We start from the raw sequence: 16546 nt of genomic DNA on the forward strand, positions 1-16546 counted from the left end.
TATATTGCTACGGGCTAAGCCCGTTTGGAGAATTGGCAGAGAGGAAATGCAGCTGTGCACTATGCGTGTATAGATCAGTCGGGGGTTCAAATCCTCCATTCTCCGCTATAGAAAAGGAGGCAAGTATGCAGAAAGTAAATGTTTTAGGAACAGAGTACACGATTATAGACAAAACAGAGAAAGAAGACGAGAGGCTTAAGAAACATGACGGGTATTGCGATTCCTCTACAAAGACGATCGTGCTTTTAAAATATGAAGACGATCCGATGAACAAAGAAGATATGAGTTATTTCAGAAAGCAGATACTTCGTCATGAAATTATCCACGCATTTTTAAGTGAAAGTGGCCTTGAAGCCTCCGGAAACAGTTTTGGCGGATCATGGGCACAGAACGAAGAAATGGTAGACTGGATCGCATTGCAGTTTCCGAAGATGTTGCAGGCATTTATTGATGTGGACGCTATTGACCTGCCGGAGGGCAATATTGTAACGAAAGAAGTCACAGTTGATTCAAGCAAAGTTGCTAAAGCTGTAATGGAAAATGTAAAGAAGCAACTTGAAGAACGCACATATTATCCAAGAGGGTGTTCATGAAACTGTATTTATTAGATTTGAATAGACATATAACAGAAGCATGGAAAAAAACATTTCAATACCAAAATGTTGAGATTGTTACTAGTGATTTTCAAGTTTTCATAAAAGAGTATAAACCAGAGGCAATCGTAGCGCCTGGAAATAGTTTCGGAATTATGGATGGCGGGCTGGATTTAGAAATAAGAAATTATTTTGGAATGAAGGCTCAAGAAGACTTGCAAAGAAAAATACAGAAAGATTGGTATGGAGAACTGCCGCCTGGAAGTGCAACAACAGTCAAAGTTGGAGGTAAGTATCTCGTATACTCCCCGACAATGAGAATACCAGAAATAGTTGTAGATAAATCCGTTATCTACAACTGTATGAGAAGCAGCCTTATTGAGCTGAAAAAACTCGGAGTACAGACAGCCATGATCCCAGCGTTTGGAGGGGCAACAGGGGCTGTGATGTATGAGGAAATAGCAAGATGCATGAGGTATGCATATGAACAGATATTTCTGAACCAGACAGTTCCTCTTGTAACAGTGCTGGAACAGCTAAGTTACAACGAAGAAGAAGTAGAGGCATGGATTAGACAGATGGGAAGATAGAAGAAGTTTATAGATAGGAAGGTGGTGTTGTGGCGAATGAACAAAACTTAATCCCTTTTGGACAGCGAAGTGAGAAAGAAGAGAGAGAAATGCGGTCAAAGGGCGGGAAAAAGTCTGGTGAAACCAGGCGCAGAAAAGCAAATTTCCGCAAGACCCTAAACGCTTTGCTCACTTCTCAAGTAGAGATAGAGAGCATAAAAGAATTTTTAGAGGCGAACGGCGTAGACAGTACCTACGAAAGCGCTGTGAACCTTGCAATGATACAAAAAGCAATGAATGGTGATGTTACAGCCTACAACGCTATCCGAGATACGCTTGGTGAGAAGCGAAAGGCAGACGGTGATCTCAGAGAGCAAGAGGCGAAGATTAAAAAGCTGAATGCAGAAGCAAAAGCCCTTGATCCAGTGAGAGAAGTAGCAGAAACAAAATATACAGGAATCCCATCCAGCATGATTGCGCCGGTCTTTGCACCGGTCATTTTTGATATAGAGGAAAGAAATTACACAGAGTATGTCTTCCCTGGTGGACGAGGCTCTACAAAATCGTCTTTTATTAGCCTGAACATCATTGATCTGCTGAAGAAAAATGATGATATGCATGCCGTTATCATGCGGCAGGTTGCAGATACCTTGAGAGGATCTGTCTACCAACAAATGCTATGGGCTATTGAGGCATTGGGCCTGAGTGAAGATTTCCATGCGACTGTCAGCCCAATGGAAATCACACGGATCAGCACTGGACAGAAGATATATTTCCGTGGTGCAGACGATCCAGGCAAGGTGAAATCTATCAAGGTTCCGTTTGGATATATCGGCATCCTATGGCTGGAAGAGCTTGACCAGTTCACCGGGCCAGAATCAGTCAGAAAGATAGAACAGTCTGTGATCCGTGGCGGTGAATATGCTTACATCTTTAAATCGTTTAATCCGCCAAAGAGCAAAGGTAACTGGGCAAACAAATATATCAAGATCCCAAAAGAAACAAGACTTGTTACACACAGTACTTACATGGACATTCCGAAAAAGTGGCTTGGAAAGCCGTTCCTTGATGAAGCAGAGTTCCTGAAAGAAGTCAATCCTGCTGCCTACGATAATGAATACATGGGAGAGGCGAACGGAAACGGCGGTCAGGTCTTTGACAATGTGACGATCAGGGAGATTACAGACGAAGAGATCGCACAGTTTGACCGCATCTATAACGGCGTTGACTGGGGCTGGTATCCTGACCCATATCATTTCGGACGGATGCATTATGACGCTGCGAGGATGACGCTGTACATCTTCATGGAATACCGATGTAATAAGAAAGGAAATAAGGAGACAGCGGAGGAACTCAAAAAACGCGGAATCACAGGAAATGATCTGATTACCTGCGATAGTGCAGAGGAGAAGTCGGTCGGTGATTACAGGGCGTATGGACTGCTTGCAAGAGGGGCTGAAAAAGGACCTGGCAGCGTAGATTACTCGATGAAGTGGTTGCAATCGTTACGGGAAATAGTGATTGACAACGTTCGATGTCCTCATACGGCAGAAGAGTTCCTTGATTACGAATACGAGAAAGACAAAGAAGGAAATGACATTTCAAGCTATCCAGACAAAAACAACCATGCGATTGACATGGTGCGCTATGCTATGAACTCCGTCTGGAAACATAGAGGTGAATGATGTTTGATAAGATAAGAAATTTTGTGAGAGGAGCAATGCAGAGAATGTTTCCAGTAAGTACAATACAGGCCGTTATCGGCGAAAAAATAGCGATCTCTCCTGAAATGCTTGAGGCAATCGAGCGATGGACCGTAATGTATAAGGGGCAGGCTCCATGGTGCGTGGACCCGATTCATTCGCTGCGGTTAGAGAAAGGAATCACAAGAGAGTTTGCAAACGTAACAGTATCGGAGATGCAAACAAAGTTAAAGAATCAAAGGCTAAATAAAATTTACCAGTTGGCGATACAGGACTTAAACGAGAACTTTCAGAGAGGTCTTGCAATAGGGGCCTTTATCATAAAGCCACTTGGTCCGGATAGTATACAGTTTGTTGCCCAGGACAGCTTTATACCGGTAGAGTTTGATTCCAGGGGGCGGCTCAGAAAGGTCGTCTTTATCGACCGGCGCAGGCTGGGACGTGACAACTTCTACTTCCGGTTTGAATACCACGCACTGACAAAAGAGGGATTGAGGATACAAAACAAAGCGTATCACTCTACAAATGCAAGCAGTATTGGGACATTAGTTCCACTGTCCAGCTTAGACGATTGGGCAGATCTTCCGGAAAATATTCTTTATCTCACGGACAAAGTGGATTTTGGGTATTACCGAAACCCAATAGACAATACAATCGACGATTCTTCCTGTGGCGTTTCTGTGTTTGAATCAGCAGAGGGGATCATCCGAAAGGCAGATATTCAGTTCGGACGGATAGACTGGGAGTATGAATCAGGAGAACGGGCGATACAGGCAGACTATACGGCTATCGAAAACGCTGATAAAAGAGTAAATGGGTTAGCAAAACTAAACCGGAGACTATACAAAGGGTTGGACGTTCAAAACCTTTTCAACGACTTTTCACCGGATATGCGAGATGAAGCATACATCCGGGGGCTAGAAGAATATAAGCGAGATATTGAGTTTAATGTTGGCCTGGCATTTGGGGATCTTTCCAAGGTTGCGGATGTAGAAAAGACCGCTGAGGAAGTCAGGACCAGCAAGTACCGCAAATACAATACAGTGAACGAGATCCAGAAGAACCTAAAAGACTGTCTGGAAGATTTGGCGTATGCGATAGCTTTTTATAATGGAGCTACAAAAACAGACATTGGGTTTGAATGTGAGTTCAAAGATTCCATTCTGACCAGCGAGGAAACAGACAGACAGCAAGACCGGCAGGACCTTGCTGCTGGGATTATGAGGCCAGAGGAATACAGGGCAAAGTGGTATAACGAAACCATAGAAGATGCTCTAAACAACCTTCCAGAGCAGGACGGAGGTGTGCAGGATTGATAAATGTCAGATTTAAGAGACGCATTTGAATGGAGAATCAAAGAGTTAGAACTAAGGATCATGGAGGATGTTGTTCGCAGGATCAAAAAGGCTGGAAATATTACATCCAGCGCAGATCACCAGTTAAATGTTTATAGATCGTTTGGTAATAGCACCTATAAGATTGAACAGGAGATCAAAAAGAGGCTTGCTGCAGAAGATCCTGAAATATGGAGGATGTATGATGAAGCATTAGAAAAGCAATACATCCGGGACCGTGATCTGTATGAACAAATGAACGAAGAATATATACCATGGGACGAACGCCCAGGGAATCGACAAATTTTTGAAAGTCTTGTGAAACAATCGCAAGGTGAGTTGAAAAACTTTACCAGGTCCCTAGGTTTTGCCATAAAGGAAGGAAACAAAACAGTTTTCAAGCCTTTGTCTGTGTACTATCAAAAGCACCTCGATAATGCCATTCTGGACATTACAACAGGGGCGTTTGATTATAATACGGTCCTTCGCAGGGTTGTAAAAGAGATGACATCCAGCGGCATCCGGGTTGTGGATTATGCCAGTGGGCACAGTAACCGAATAGAAGTGGCTGCACGCCGGGCTGTCATGACCGGGATCAGTCAGGTGACCGGGAATATAAATGAGCAGAATGCACAAATCCTTGGGACGAACTGGTTTGAAGTTGACTGGCATGCAGGTGCACGTCCAAGCCACAGAGAGTGGCAGGGGAAACCATATACTTATGAGCAGCTCATTTCCATTTGCGGGTTGCATACGGTCGCTGGGCTTTGTGGGGCGAACTGTTATCATACCTATTATCCATTTTTCCCTGGTATCTCGAAAAGGAATTATACAGATGAATGGCTGGCGGAGCAAAATCGAAAAGAGGAGCAGACGACAAGCTACAAAGGCAGGGATTACACGCCATATCAGGCTACACAGAGACAGCGACACATGGAAACGGCAATGAGAGCACAGAGGGATAAAATCCACCTTCTAAAACAGGGAGAAGCAGCCGCAGATACAATCATAGACGAACAGATCAAGTATCAGAATCAGCTATATGAATATACCAAGTTCTCTAATGTCATGGGGCTTAAACAACAGAGAGAACGAATCTATATGGACCGGAAAGGAAGGGTGCTCCCTTACGGAAATTCCGTTGTGAAGTACCAGAAAATCCGGTATAATAAAGATGGAAGTATTAAGACCACAGATGACTGGTCAAGAAAAGACCATGTAAAGATCCCGGCCAAGTATAGACAAAATGCGGTTGTAGAAACCATAGAAGAGAAATCCGGCGTGAAGTACAGAAACCGGACGATCTATGACCAAAATGGTCACATGGTCAAACAGATCCATTCTGGACACCATGGAAATCCGAAGATTCATAACTATGGAAAGAACGGAGAACATGTCCACATTTATGAGTGGGAAGGTGGAAGAATTAAAAAGAGGTATACAAGGGAAGTACGAGAAAAGGAGAGAAGGGAGCATAAGTATCTATGGAAAAAACAGAGTTAAAAAAGCAGATCATGTCTTTAACTCAGGACATTACATTTGAATACCATGGGAAATCTGCATGCATTAATCCGTGGGCGGCGGACAAATTTCAGGTCGGGTTTGGTGATGTCGCAAAAACATACACCAATATAAAGGATCTGATTGAAGATCCGCTCTATGATGGAAAATCACTATCGCAGATCTGTGAGGATTTAAAAATTGAGTTAGTATAATACCACCAGTCAGAAAAGGGCGGTGGTATTTTTATGTCCATTTTGAAAGGAGAATCACATTGGTAGAAAAAAGTTTCATTAACAAAAAGGACAGTGAAATCTTAATGTCAAGAGATGAGTATAACCAGAAGATCGCTGAAACTCTTGATAAATACATGATGAAGATAGATGTATTAAAAAATGAAAACAAGCAACTAAAAGAGATGAATGATTACCTGATCACATCTCTTATAGGGGCTTTGAACTATCTGAAAAACTCTGATTAAGGAAAGGAGGTGATCCGGTATCTCCCAACGGCAGTGTTACGCCGTACTAACACGAAACACGCTCAGGCGTGTTATTTTTATGTCCGAAATGACATTTAAACTATGTTCCTCTTGCGAACAGAGGTTTAAACAGCGCATCACAGTGGAAAGCACCACATTTAAAAATCAGCGTGATTAAAAGAAAGGAAAAAGAAACATGGAATTTTTAAAAAATGTATTAGGGGACAGATATTCAGAATTTGAGACGCTTATCAAAACCTACAATGAGAACCCGGAAAACAAAGATAAGCAAGTGAAGATTGCGGACCTTGGATCAGGACAGTATGTGTCAAAGAAAAAATATGATGATGCGATAGAGGCAAGGGACAATTATAAAACTCAATTTGATACTACATCTGAAAAGCTGAAAAAGTTTGAAGGCGTAGATGTGGATAAAATTCAGAAAGAGTTGACACAACTGAATCTTGATTTAGAAACAGAGCGAAAGAATAATCAGAAGATGGAGGAAGAATACAAGTTTTCTAATGATTTAGAAACAGCAATCAGAGAAGCTGGGGGAAGGAACCCAAAAGCAATCAAAGGAATCCTAGATATCGAGGCCCTAAAACAGTCAAAGGATCGGACAACCGACATTCAAGCGGCTTTAGAAGCTGCAAAGGAATCCGATGCCTATTTATTTGGAACAAACGAACCTATTATTAATCCCGTAGGACCGACACAGAACCAGGTAAATTCAACCTCTGGACTTTCTGCAATGCGGGCAGCTATGGGATTGCCAGAAGAAAAGTAAAGTGAGGTAAAAGACACATGGCAAATGCGATTGAGTTATTTAAACAGTATATCCCGATGCTGGACGAAGTCTATAAAATGGCTTCTCTGACATCGAAATTAGACGGAAACCCTGAACTGGTACAGCAGGGAGCGAATGCAAACGAGCTGATTATCCCTATGATTGAAATGGATGGATTGGCAGATTATGAGCGTAACGGCGGTTACGTATCCGGAAATGTAACATTGACAAACCAGACAAAGAAATGCAACTTTGACCGTGGACGTAAGTTCACAGTTGATGCACTGGACAACATTGAAAGCGCTATGCTTGCGTTTGGGCGTTTAGCATCCGAGTTTATCCGTACAAAGGTAGTACCTGAATTGGATGCATTCCGATTATCAACCTATGCTTCTACAGCTGGGGTCAGTACCGGAAATGGAACCATTACGACCGGGAAACAGGCGGTCGAAGCCCTTAGAGCCGGTCTGAAAAAGATGGATAATGATGAAGTGCCGTATGAAGATCGCCATCTTTATGCTACGCCTACAATCATTGGGCTGATTAAAGATATGGATACAACAGCATCGAAGGAAGTAATGGAAGAGTTTGCATCTGTTACAAAGATCCCTTCTAGCAGACTTGTGACGAAGATCAAGCAGCTTAACGGAAAAACAACAGGAGAAGAAAAAGGAGGCTATAAAAAGGCTGACGATGCCCAGGACATTGATTTTGAGATCATTCACAGACCGGCTTTAGTCCAGTTTGGAAAAAGAAATGTGAACAAGATCTTTACACCGGAACAGAACCAGGATAGTGACGGATGGATCATGGTTTACAGGGATGTGAACATTGCAGAAGTTTATAAGAATAAGCTTGCAGGAATCTATGTCCATACTCCGACAGCAATTACACCAGCGGAAGATCAGGGGGAATAAGGAGGTAATACGGTATGGTGGCATTTATAACATTTGATGAATATTCAAATAAATATTTTGGAAATACCATACCGGAACCTCAATTTCCAAAATATGCTCTAAAATCATCTATTGAAATCAGAAAAGCAAGCTCAGACCGTATTCAGTCTTTAATACCTGAGTATGCAGAAGATATACAGTTCACGGCTTGCCAAGTTGCAGATATTATGTATGAAAACGATTCAATGAATCGAAATATTAAATCTGAAACAAATGACGGAGATTCTGTTACTTACAACGATGCAAGAGATTTTGATAAGGAAATTTATAGTTGCATTGTTAAAAATCTGTGGCGGTCTGGCTTGTTGTATCGGGGGTGATGTTATGATTATCAATTCTGATGTGACGATTTACAATAAAAAATATGACCCGGAAAGCCGGATGGATATCTGGTACAAAACATATATCCCTGAATGTCACTGGAAGGTAGACAACAAGGTAGTTCAGGATAACAATGGTCTGAGGAATCAGGATATGTTTAAAATTCGTATTCCTGGAAAGTATGGGGCGAGTTATGTAGATGCAGAAATTTACAAAACCTCAGAGAATGCATTTAATATATGGACAATACAGAAAGATGATTATGTAATCCAGGGGAAAGGCCCTGACATAGCAAAGCCTTCTGATTTACCTGACCGAAGCTGCCGGATTACAAGTTGGTCAGATAACCGTACCAATACAACGATTCCGCATTTCAGGATTGGAGGCGAGTAGATGGCACAACAGAAAAAGTTTGTGGTAAAGACACCGCGGGGACAGATTTACACACAAAAGACCTCCGGAGGAACAATCATGGCAAGGCTTGAATGGTCTGGAGGTATGGCCCCCAGGATTGAGGGAAACTTGTCAAGGGCACAATGTTTTGTTGACAGCGAAGTTTTAAGGAACTCTGATCCTCTCACCCCACGTCTGACTGGCGCACTGATTAAAAGCGGTACTCTCGGCACGGTTATTGGCTCTGGGGAGGTGTCCTACAATGCTCCCTATGCCCGTAGGCAGTATTATGAGCATAACGGGCAGGGGTTACGTGGTCCCAAGTGGTTTGAGCGAATGAAAACAGCGAACAAAGACAAAATACTGGAAGGAGCTGAGAAGATTGCCAGGGGAGGCTAAAAAAATGATTGAGGCGGTACGGGACTTTATTCTTACATGTCCGCTTTTGAAAGATGGTCATGTAAGAGTGGATTATACCGGAGCAGAGATTGGATATTCTATTGATCCGTTGCCAGTTAATCCGGTAATAAAAACCTACGTGGATGGAGGTTCCAAGCGACAGTATGCCTTTGCATTTAACACAAAGGAGCGCTTCACAGGGGATGAACGAGAAGCCATAGAAAATAGTGGATTTCTTACAGATTTCACGGAATGGATTGAGGCACAGAACAGAGAAGGGAATTTTCCCGAATTAAACGATACCAAAAAAAATATAAGCGACATTGAAGTTACAAACAGCGGATTTTTGTTCGGTATGGAACCGGACTATGCCAGCTACCAGATTCAATGTCGCTTTCTTTACACCCAGGAGGTATAAGAATGGAGAAAGCAAAATTAGTAAGAAGAAGCCAGCGGGTAGCTTTTTATGGCGTTCCCGCCACAGATGGAGAGGTAACGCAGTTTGACCGGATGCAGCACTTTACTTCGCTTACAGAATCAAAGAATCCGGTGACTTATGAGCGGCAGTATGTTGACAAAGATAGCCAGGACAGCGATGTAACCGGATACGGGACAGCCCTTGAATATGGGTTTGACCATCATCAGGGCGACCCGGTATTAAAAGATCTTGCCGCCGTGCAGGATGATGAACAGAAGGGAGAAGTCAGGGACATTGTTGTAGTTGACTTCTTCGACAAAGGAGAGGCAAAAGCAGAAGACGAGTATGTTGCAAGGAAAAGGGCGTATTCCATCTTACCGGATAGTTCAGGTGACGGGACGGACGCTCTGCAGTATTCCGGGAGTTTCGCAGTAAAGACCGACATCGTAAAGGGATATGCGAAGGTGGCGGCAGACAATAAGAGCTGCACATTTTTGGACGCACCCACGCCTACACCCTGAGCCGGCCCCGGAACCAGAGGGGCCTACTGAAACAATAAATGAAGAAATATAAAATAAGGAGATTGAGCCATGAGCCAGAGAGATGATATTCGTATTTGGAAGATTAACGGACAGGAGTTTGAGTTTGATTTAGCGGATGCCGATGTATTAGAGAGCATGCTAAAGACATTTGAAATAATGGATGAAGAACAGAAGAAATTACAGAAAGCCGGGGCAACAGTGGCGTTTGTAAGGGACTATTGCAATACTTATTACCGTATGTTTGATAACCTGTTCGGGCCAGGGACCGGGGACAAGATATTTGGCGGGAAACACAATATAAGAGTGTGCGAAGAGACTGCGGATGACTTTATTGCCTTTGCCAATAGGCAGGTAGAAAAGGTGAACCAAAGACGGAACGCCAAGAATCAGAAATATTATCCGGGAAAGAATCAGAAAAACAAAAGTAAATATTATGGTAATCGGAGATGAATCCTCTATACGAGAAGTTGCCAGAGCATGTCCTGATTTCCGGGGAAAAGTATAGAATTGTTACAGACTTCCGGGAGTACATTAAGTTGTTGGATTTGCTTCGGGATAATGAGGTAGATACAATGGAAAAGGCGGAATTGATCCTAATGTGGTTTATAGATCCCCCGCAGGCCGATTTCCATGACTGCTTAAAAGCCCTTTCAACCTTTATGACAGATTATAGAGGGAAAGAAGAGCATGATTCTGAGAATGATACAAAAGAAACCAGAGGAAAAGAAAAGCAGGTGCTATCCTATACGCAGGACGCACCTTTTATATTGTCCGGGTTTATTGAATGTTATGGAATTGACCTCACAACGGTAGAATATATGCACTGGTGGAAGTTTCGCATGCTAATTGACGGAATGAATGAAGAATGCGAGCTAAAAAAAAGAATGAGTTACCGCAGTATTGATGCCGGAAAGATTAAGGATAAAGCAGAAAGAGAAAGGATCAGAAAAATTCAGAGGCAGATCGCAATAACAGAAAACATCGCTACAGATGAAGATATTGGGGATGCCTTTGGAAACATGATGTGGTGATGGTGACATGAGAATAAGGGAGAAAATACCATTTGTAAGAAAGTGGTACATATGCCCGCATTGCCACGCGCACCTAATGATTTATGACAACACCGCAGAAAGCAGCGGTGTCTTTTTGAAGTGTAAAAAATGCGGGAAAGAAGTAGAAATAAAGATTAATGAAGGAAGACAGGTGATGCATTAGAGAGCCATGAGCCGTGCAGTTGTCCGAAAGGAGATAACGTATGGGGTACGATGGCGATTTAAAATTTAATACAAAGATAGACGAGGCGGGTTTTAATGCCGGTATAAGCAAGCTGGGCGGAATCGCAAAAAAGGGCCTTGCCGTAACGGCTGGAGCGATTGCGGGTGTAACGGCTGCCTTTGGTGTTATGACAAAACAATCTCTGGATTCTGTTTCCAGCCTTGAGCAAAACATCGGTGGGGTGGAAACTCTTTTTAAAGACAGTGCAAAAACAGTTATCAAGAATGCAAATAATGCATTTAAGACAGCTGGAATGAGCGCAAATGAGTACATGAAAAACGTAACAAGTTTTTCAGCGTCATTATTGCAAAGCACATCTGGAAATACTCAGAAAGCCGCAAAGGTAGCAGATATGGCTATGATTGACATGTCTGATAATGCAAACAAAATGGGTACCGCAATGGTGGATATCCAAAATGCATACCAAGGTTTTGCCAAGCAGAATTATACCATGCTTGATAACTTAAAGCTCGGGTATGGCGGCACAAAGACAGAGATGGAACGTCTGTTAGCAGATGCAACCAAGATATCCGGTGTTAAATATGACATAAATAACCTAAAAGACGTTTATGAGGCGATCCACGTCATTCAAGATAATCTTGGTATTACAGGAACGACAGCAAAAGAGGCATCGACAACGATCGAGGGGTCTATGAATGCCGCTAAGGCAGCATATGATAACTTTTTAAATGGTTCAGGATCTGCTAAGGATTTCGCAGACGCACTTGTAACAGCTGCCGTTAATGTCGGGAAAAATCTAGGGGAGATTATTCCCAGGCTTGCCGAGACAATACCAGAAGTATTAAACACGTTATGGCAGGAATTTCAAAGTGGTGGAGACCGTTTCCTTAAAGCTGGAGCAAATATTGTAACCAATCTTGCGACTGGCGTGCTTTCTAAATTACCATCCCTTATTACAACCGTAACTTCTTTCATTCCAATGATTGCGAGCACGATCAGTTCACGCGCGCCGGAGATTGCACAATCTGCAGTTTCTATCATTGCGAGCCTTGCGAACGGAATTATGCAGGCTGCGCCGGTGCTTATGAGTGCGGGAACTCAGATTATACAGCAGGTTGGGGACACCATTTCACAATACGCCCCGTCTTTGATCCCGCGGGCGTTAGAAATGATAGGCCAGTTGGCAATGGGCCTAATACAAAATCTGCCGCAGCTGATCAGTACCGGAATACAGATCATCACTGCCATTGCGCAGGGGATTATAAACTCTATTCCTGTGCTGATTACGTATGTCCCGCAAATCATTAACAGTTTGTGTGCTGCACTGGACACGGGATTAATGCAGTTGCTTGCAGCCGGAGCAAAGATAATTCTGAATTTAATTCAGGGGATCATCCAGGCGATTCCTCAGCTGATCGCGGCCTTGCCGCAGATTATATTGGCGATTTACAATGTATTCATGCACATTAATCTGTTAAGTGCAGGGAAAAATATAATAACCAGTCTCATAAAGGGATTGCAAGGCGCTGGATCAGGTGTAATTATTGCGGCAAAAAATATAGTTAAGTTCATATGGAATCAGTTTGTTCATACAGATTGGCTATCGCTTGGAAAAGCTTTAATTACGAAACTTGTTTCCGGTATAAGAGGAATGGGCGGCTCGGCTGGAAGTGTGGCTAAGAGTATAGCAACAAAAATCTTGAGTACCATTCGGAATACAAATTGGTTAGAACTTGGAAAAACTGTAATTACTAAATTGATTTCAGGACTAATCAGTCTGATAGGGAAAATCGGTTCGACTGCAAAGAAGATTGGTCAAAAAGCAGTAACCGCTTTTAAGAACATTAAATGGGCAGATATCGGAAAGAACATCATTAAGGGGATCGCCGGAGGTATTGGCTCGGCTGCAGGCGCCTTGTATGATAAATTGAAGGATGTAGCGGGAAACGCATTAAAATCAGCTAAAAAATTCCTTGGAATAAAGTCCCCATCTCGGGTGTTCAAGAAAGAAGTTGGAAAGCACATTGTGACCGGTATCATCTCCGGTATAAACGCAGAACAGAAAAATCTTAAGAAGACAATGGAAAGTCTCTGCAATTCTGCGCTAAAATCAGCCAAATCAGCAAGCAAAAAGGGAAACTTTTCTGAGATAGGGAAAACCTTTGCTGAAAATCTGTCAAATTCCATGGACTCTCAGGTAGAGAAGACTACAACAGCCGGAAAAAACCTGATCAATACTCAAATTAAAAAGGGAAGCGATAAAGAAAGTAAGAAATACGACAAGAAAATCGCCTCTCTAAATAAGCAGATTAAAAAGGCTAAGAAAGATAAGAAAAGCACAAAGGCCCTTGAAAAAGAGCTGAAAAATGTCAAAGCGAAAAAGAAAGCAATGACAAGCTCTTACTCAAACCTTGGCAAAGCTATGATCACTGCTTATACAAATGCGGTCAAGAAACAGGCTGCGGCAGTTGTAAGCGAAGCTGAAAAAACGATCGAGGAGCTTTCAGAAAAGTTCCAAGAAAAATACAACGACATCATGCAAAAACAGAGCGACATGGTGTCAAAAATGCGTGATGCGGGCAGTCTGTATGATCTGGATGGTAACATCGAAGCTATTGAGAATTACCAGAACCGGATCAAAGCCCTAAAAGGAAAAATTCCAGAATCATTGATGGATGAAATTCTGGGAATGGGTGTTGCTGACGCAAATGATTATATGGAATACCTGCAATCTCTTGATCCAAAACAATTCCAAGATTATATAAGTAAATGGAATAAAATTTATAATGGCTCTGAATCTTTTGGAGAGAGCTTCTTCAAGAGTGACCTAGATAAACTTCAAGAGGACTACCAGAAAGAATTAAATGATAATCTGAATGCACTAAAGAAAAAGGTGAACCAGATAGGCAAAGATACCATGGCCGGATTTACGTCCGGTATGAAATCACAGACAAAAAACATGTCCAAAGCCGTGAAGCAGATGTGTAATCAAATAATCAAAGACATGAAAAATCAGCTAAAAATAAAGTCTCCTTCTCGTGTGGTAAGAGACAAGGTCGGAAAGTATATTCCGCTTGCGCTTGGCTCTGCCTTTTCTAAATATATGCCGCTGGCTACGGCGCAGATGGAAAGAGATATTGACGTATCCCTTGCTGCTATGCGTGCAAAAGTGGAAAGTGTAGAATATCCCACACTAGATGTTCCATCATACAACGGTCCTTCTGTTGTCGCACCGACGGTTGTTCTTGAGGATAACAGACCGATTGAAGCAAACATTGAAATAACGGGGAAAGTCGAACTTGATGGAAAAACGACGGGAAGACTTTTGGCTCCGCACATGGGCAAAGAACTTGGAAAAGAACAAGGAAAGGTTGAAAGGAGAAATTAATGTTTGATATTCAGATAGGGGAATACAGCCTTAGTTCCAAATGGGGACTAAGACTACTTGATCTGGAACCTGGATCGCCAGAAGCAGATATAAAACTTAAAGAGATCCCTGGAAGAAACGGGGACCTTGACATAACAGAAGCACAAACTGGATACACAACATATAAAAATACAAGCATGAAACTTACTTTCGATTTTGTGGACGGAGATTATGGAACATGGCTGCGTAAGGGAAGTGAAATTTTTAATGCTTTGCATGGAAAACGAGAAAAAGTAATTTTAGGAAATGAAAAAACATTCTATTACGAAGGCAGAATTAGTGTTAACACTAATAAAATAAATAAGCAGTTCAGTAAAATTGAAATTGAAGTAAACAGAGATCCATATAAATACGAAAAGTATTCTTCCACAGAAGATTGGCCGTGGGATGATTTTTCTTTTGAGGACGGAATTATAAGAGAATATAAGGACCTGGCTGTTTCAGGCTCATTGGAGCTTCATATACCAGGCCGTTCTATGCCGGTGATTCCTGAATTTGAGTGCAGCGCTTCGATGAGCGTGACACATAATGAAAAGACGTTTAGTCTGCCGGTCGGAAGGAGCAAGGCACCAGACCTGCTTCTGATGGAAGGGGATAATGTGCTTACTTTCTCCGGAAACGGGACCGTAAGTGTGGAGTATAGAGGAGGGAGTTTGTAGTGTATAAGGTAAAATTAGATGACAAATATATCTATCACCCATGGGATAAGGATTTGCAGATCAGTGATCCAAAGTTAGATACAGAGCTGAATAAAAACGGCTCTTTTTCTTTTTCGATTTATCCAGACAACCCGATGTATAACAGTTTAGAAAAGCTAAAATCTAAACTGCACATCATGTGGTTTGATCAAAATGGAAACGAAAAAGAGATTTTTAGATGCCGTGTCCTAAGTGAAGAAACGGACTTTGACGGAAAAAAAACAGTCACATGCGAGGGGGACCTCGCTTTTTTGTTAGATACGATCCAGCGGCCTTACTCTTCGACGGTTTCACCGGCGGACCGGTTTCGTCAGCTGATTAATTCTCACAATTCACAGGTAGAGACAGACAAACAGTTTCAGATCGGGAATATCACAGTGCCCGGTGACCCTGCAAAGATTACAGAAAACGGGTATCCAGATACCCGAACTGAGATTGAAAATAAACTACTGAATGTCTATGGTGGATATATCAGGACAAGAGAACAGGATGGGAAATATTATATTGACTATCTAAAAGAATATGAAAATAAAGAAGGGCAGGCGGTCCGATACGGTGAAAATATTCTTGATATAACAAAATATATAAAGGCCGAAGATATTAAAACCTGTATCATTCCTATCGGGGCAACAAACAGCGCTACTGGAAAGGCAATCACAATAGAAAGCGTAAATAATGGAGTAGATTATCTCTATGACCAAGCAGCTGTGGATGCTTTTGGGAAAATATATGGAACGGCTTCATTTTCAGATGTTGAAAGCCCAAATATACTAAAACAGAAAGGCCAGGAGCAAGTTGAAGCTCAAAAGAATCTTGTTGTTTCGATTGAATTGACTGCTGTTGATTTAAAAGACCTTGGATATGATGTGAAAGAAATTGCTGTGGGTGACTTTATCCCGGTAGTATCACGCCCCCACGGAATCAATTCATATATGCAGGTAAGTAAGAAAAGTCAGAATCTAAAAAAGCCAGAAGATTCAAGCATTGTCCTTGGATCTACGATTAAAACCCTTGTGGAAAACCAAAACGTTTATAATTCCGTCATACAGAATGTTATTCCGGCTGTAAATAGTGCAGTAAATACAGCAAACAACGCCGCAAATACCGCGGAGCAAGTGAAGGTGGAAATGGATGCAATTACAAACAAGATCTGGCCCGTAAATAGCATTTACATTAACACGGTAAA

General features: G+C 42.1%; 20 protein-coding genes and 1 tRNA gene. All 21 read left to right on the forward strand.

What is annotated here, in order from left to right; all coding sequences use genetic code 11:
- The first annotated feature begins 26 nt into the window (after positions 1-26).
- Positions 27-105 (forward strand) — tRNA-His (locus DWV34_RS16845).
- A 20-nt stretch (positions 106-125) separates the two neighbouring features.
- Complete coding sequence (locus DWV34_RS16850; RefSeq protein ID WP_118476750.1) at positions 126-593, forward strand: hypothetical protein; 468 nt, start codon at positions 126-128, stop codon at positions 591-593.
- Positions 590-1183, forward strand: a complete 594-nt coding sequence (locus tag DWV34_RS16855) for a macro domain-containing protein (protein ID WP_118476751.1) — start codon at positions 590-592, stop codon at positions 1181-1183. Before DWV34_RS16850 ends, DWV34_RS16855 begins: the two co-directional genes overlap by 4 nt.
- A 29-nt stretch (positions 1184-1212) precedes the next feature.
- On the forward strand, positions 1213-2847 hold the full coding sequence (locus tag DWV34_RS16860; protein WP_243000957.1) for a PBSX family phage terminase large subunit: 1635 nt from the start codon (positions 1213-1215) through the stop codon (positions 2845-2847).
- Positions 2848-2891: 44 nt separating this feature from the next.
- The gene (locus DWV34_RS16865; RefSeq protein ID WP_243000959.1) at positions 2892-4181 is read left to right on the forward strand and encodes a phage capsid protein; all 1290 of its coding nucleotides are present in this window, start codon (positions 2892-2894) and stop codon (positions 4179-4181) included.
- A 3-nt stretch (positions 4182-4184) separates the two neighbouring features.
- The gene (locus tag DWV34_RS16870) at positions 4185-5702 is read left to right on the forward strand and encodes a phage minor capsid protein (protein WP_118476752.1); all 1518 of its coding nucleotides are present in this window, start codon (positions 4185-4187) and stop codon (positions 5700-5702) included.
- The gene (locus DWV34_RS16875) at positions 5684-5914 is read left to right on the forward strand and encodes a hypothetical protein (protein ID WP_009290794.1); all 231 of its coding nucleotides are present in this window, start codon (positions 5684-5686) and stop codon (positions 5912-5914) included. Before DWV34_RS16870 ends, DWV34_RS16875 begins: the two co-directional genes overlap by 19 nt.
- A 59-nt stretch (positions 5915-5973) precedes the next feature.
- Positions 5974-6180, forward strand: a complete 207-nt coding sequence (locus DWV34_RS16880) for a hypothetical protein (RefSeq protein WP_118476753.1) — start codon at positions 5974-5976, stop codon at positions 6178-6180.
- Positions 6181-6376: 196 nt separating this feature from the next.
- Positions 6377-6970, forward strand: a complete 594-nt coding sequence (locus tag DWV34_RS16885) for a phage scaffolding protein (RefSeq protein ID WP_118476754.1) — start codon at positions 6377-6379, stop codon at positions 6968-6970.
- A 17-nt stretch (positions 6971-6987) separates the two neighbouring features.
- Positions 6988-7887: a hypothetical protein gene (locus DWV34_RS16890; protein ID WP_118476755.1), complete on the forward strand. Its 900-nt coding sequence runs from the start codon at positions 6988-6990 to the stop codon at positions 7885-7887.
- A gap of 14 nt (positions 7888-7901) precedes the next feature.
- Positions 7902-8246 (forward strand): hypothetical protein, encoded by a 345-nt coding sequence (locus DWV34_RS16895; RefSeq protein WP_009290798.1) that lies wholly within the window; start codon positions 7902-7904, stop codon positions 8244-8246.
- Positions 8247-8250: 4 nt separating this feature from the next.
- The gene (locus tag DWV34_RS16900; RefSeq protein ID WP_118476756.1) at positions 8251-8640 is read left to right on the forward strand and encodes a DUF6751 family protein; all 390 of its coding nucleotides are present in this window, start codon (positions 8251-8253) and stop codon (positions 8638-8640) included.
- On the forward strand, positions 8641-9039 hold the full coding sequence (locus tag DWV34_RS16905; RefSeq protein WP_118476757.1) for a minor capsid protein: 399 nt from the start codon (positions 8641-8643) through the stop codon (positions 9037-9039). It abuts the gene before it with no gap.
- Between the two features lie 4 nt (positions 9040-9043).
- A complete protein-coding gene (locus DWV34_RS16910; protein ID WP_118476758.1) occupies positions 9044-9457 on the forward strand; it encodes a hypothetical protein in 414 nt (137 codons plus the stop codon).
- 2 nt (positions 9458-9459) lie between these two features.
- Positions 9460-9978 carry a hypothetical protein gene (locus tag DWV34_RS16915; protein ID WP_118476759.1) on the forward strand — a complete coding sequence of 173 codons (519 nt, stop codon included), beginning with the start codon at positions 9460-9462 and terminating at the stop codon, positions 9976-9978.
- A gap of 69 nt (positions 9979-10047) precedes the next feature.
- Entirely contained in the window at positions 10048-10449 is a 402-nt protein-coding gene (locus DWV34_RS16920) for a DUF6673 family protein (RefSeq protein WP_118476760.1), read from the forward strand.
- Complete coding sequence (locus tag DWV34_RS16925; RefSeq protein ID WP_009290804.1) at positions 10446-11030, forward strand: bacteriophage Gp15 family protein; 585 nt, start codon at positions 10446-10448, stop codon at positions 11028-11030. The genes DWV34_RS16920 and DWV34_RS16925 overlap by 4 nt, the downstream gene beginning before the upstream one ends.
- Positions 11031-11037: 7 nt before the next feature.
- Positions 11038-11214, forward strand: a complete 177-nt coding sequence (locus DWV34_RS18150; RefSeq protein ID WP_108912356.1) for an MJ0042-type zinc finger domain-containing protein — start codon at positions 11038-11040, stop codon at positions 11212-11214.
- A 40-nt stretch (positions 11215-11254) separates the two neighbouring features.
- On the forward strand, positions 11255-14623 hold the full coding sequence (locus DWV34_RS16935; RefSeq protein ID WP_118476761.1) for a phage tail protein: 3369 nt from the start codon (positions 11255-11257) through the stop codon (positions 14621-14623).
- Positions 14623-15321, forward strand: coding sequence for a mtfA protein (locus DWV34_RS16940; RefSeq protein ID WP_009290806.1), 699 nt, complete (start codon positions 14623-14625; stop codon positions 15319-15321). The genes DWV34_RS16935 and DWV34_RS16940 overlap by 1 nt, the downstream gene beginning before the upstream one ends.
- Positions 15321-16546: phage tail protein (locus DWV34_RS16945; RefSeq protein ID WP_199485899.1), on the forward strand; the 1226-nt coding region annotated here is incomplete at its 3' end. The genes DWV34_RS16940 and DWV34_RS16945, both read left to right, overlap by 1 nt.

Source organism: Anaerostipes sp. AF04-45, from assembly GCF_003461725.1.
Classification (GTDB): Bacteria; Bacillota; Clostridia; order Lachnospirales; family Lachnospiraceae; genus Anaerostipes; species Anaerostipes caccae.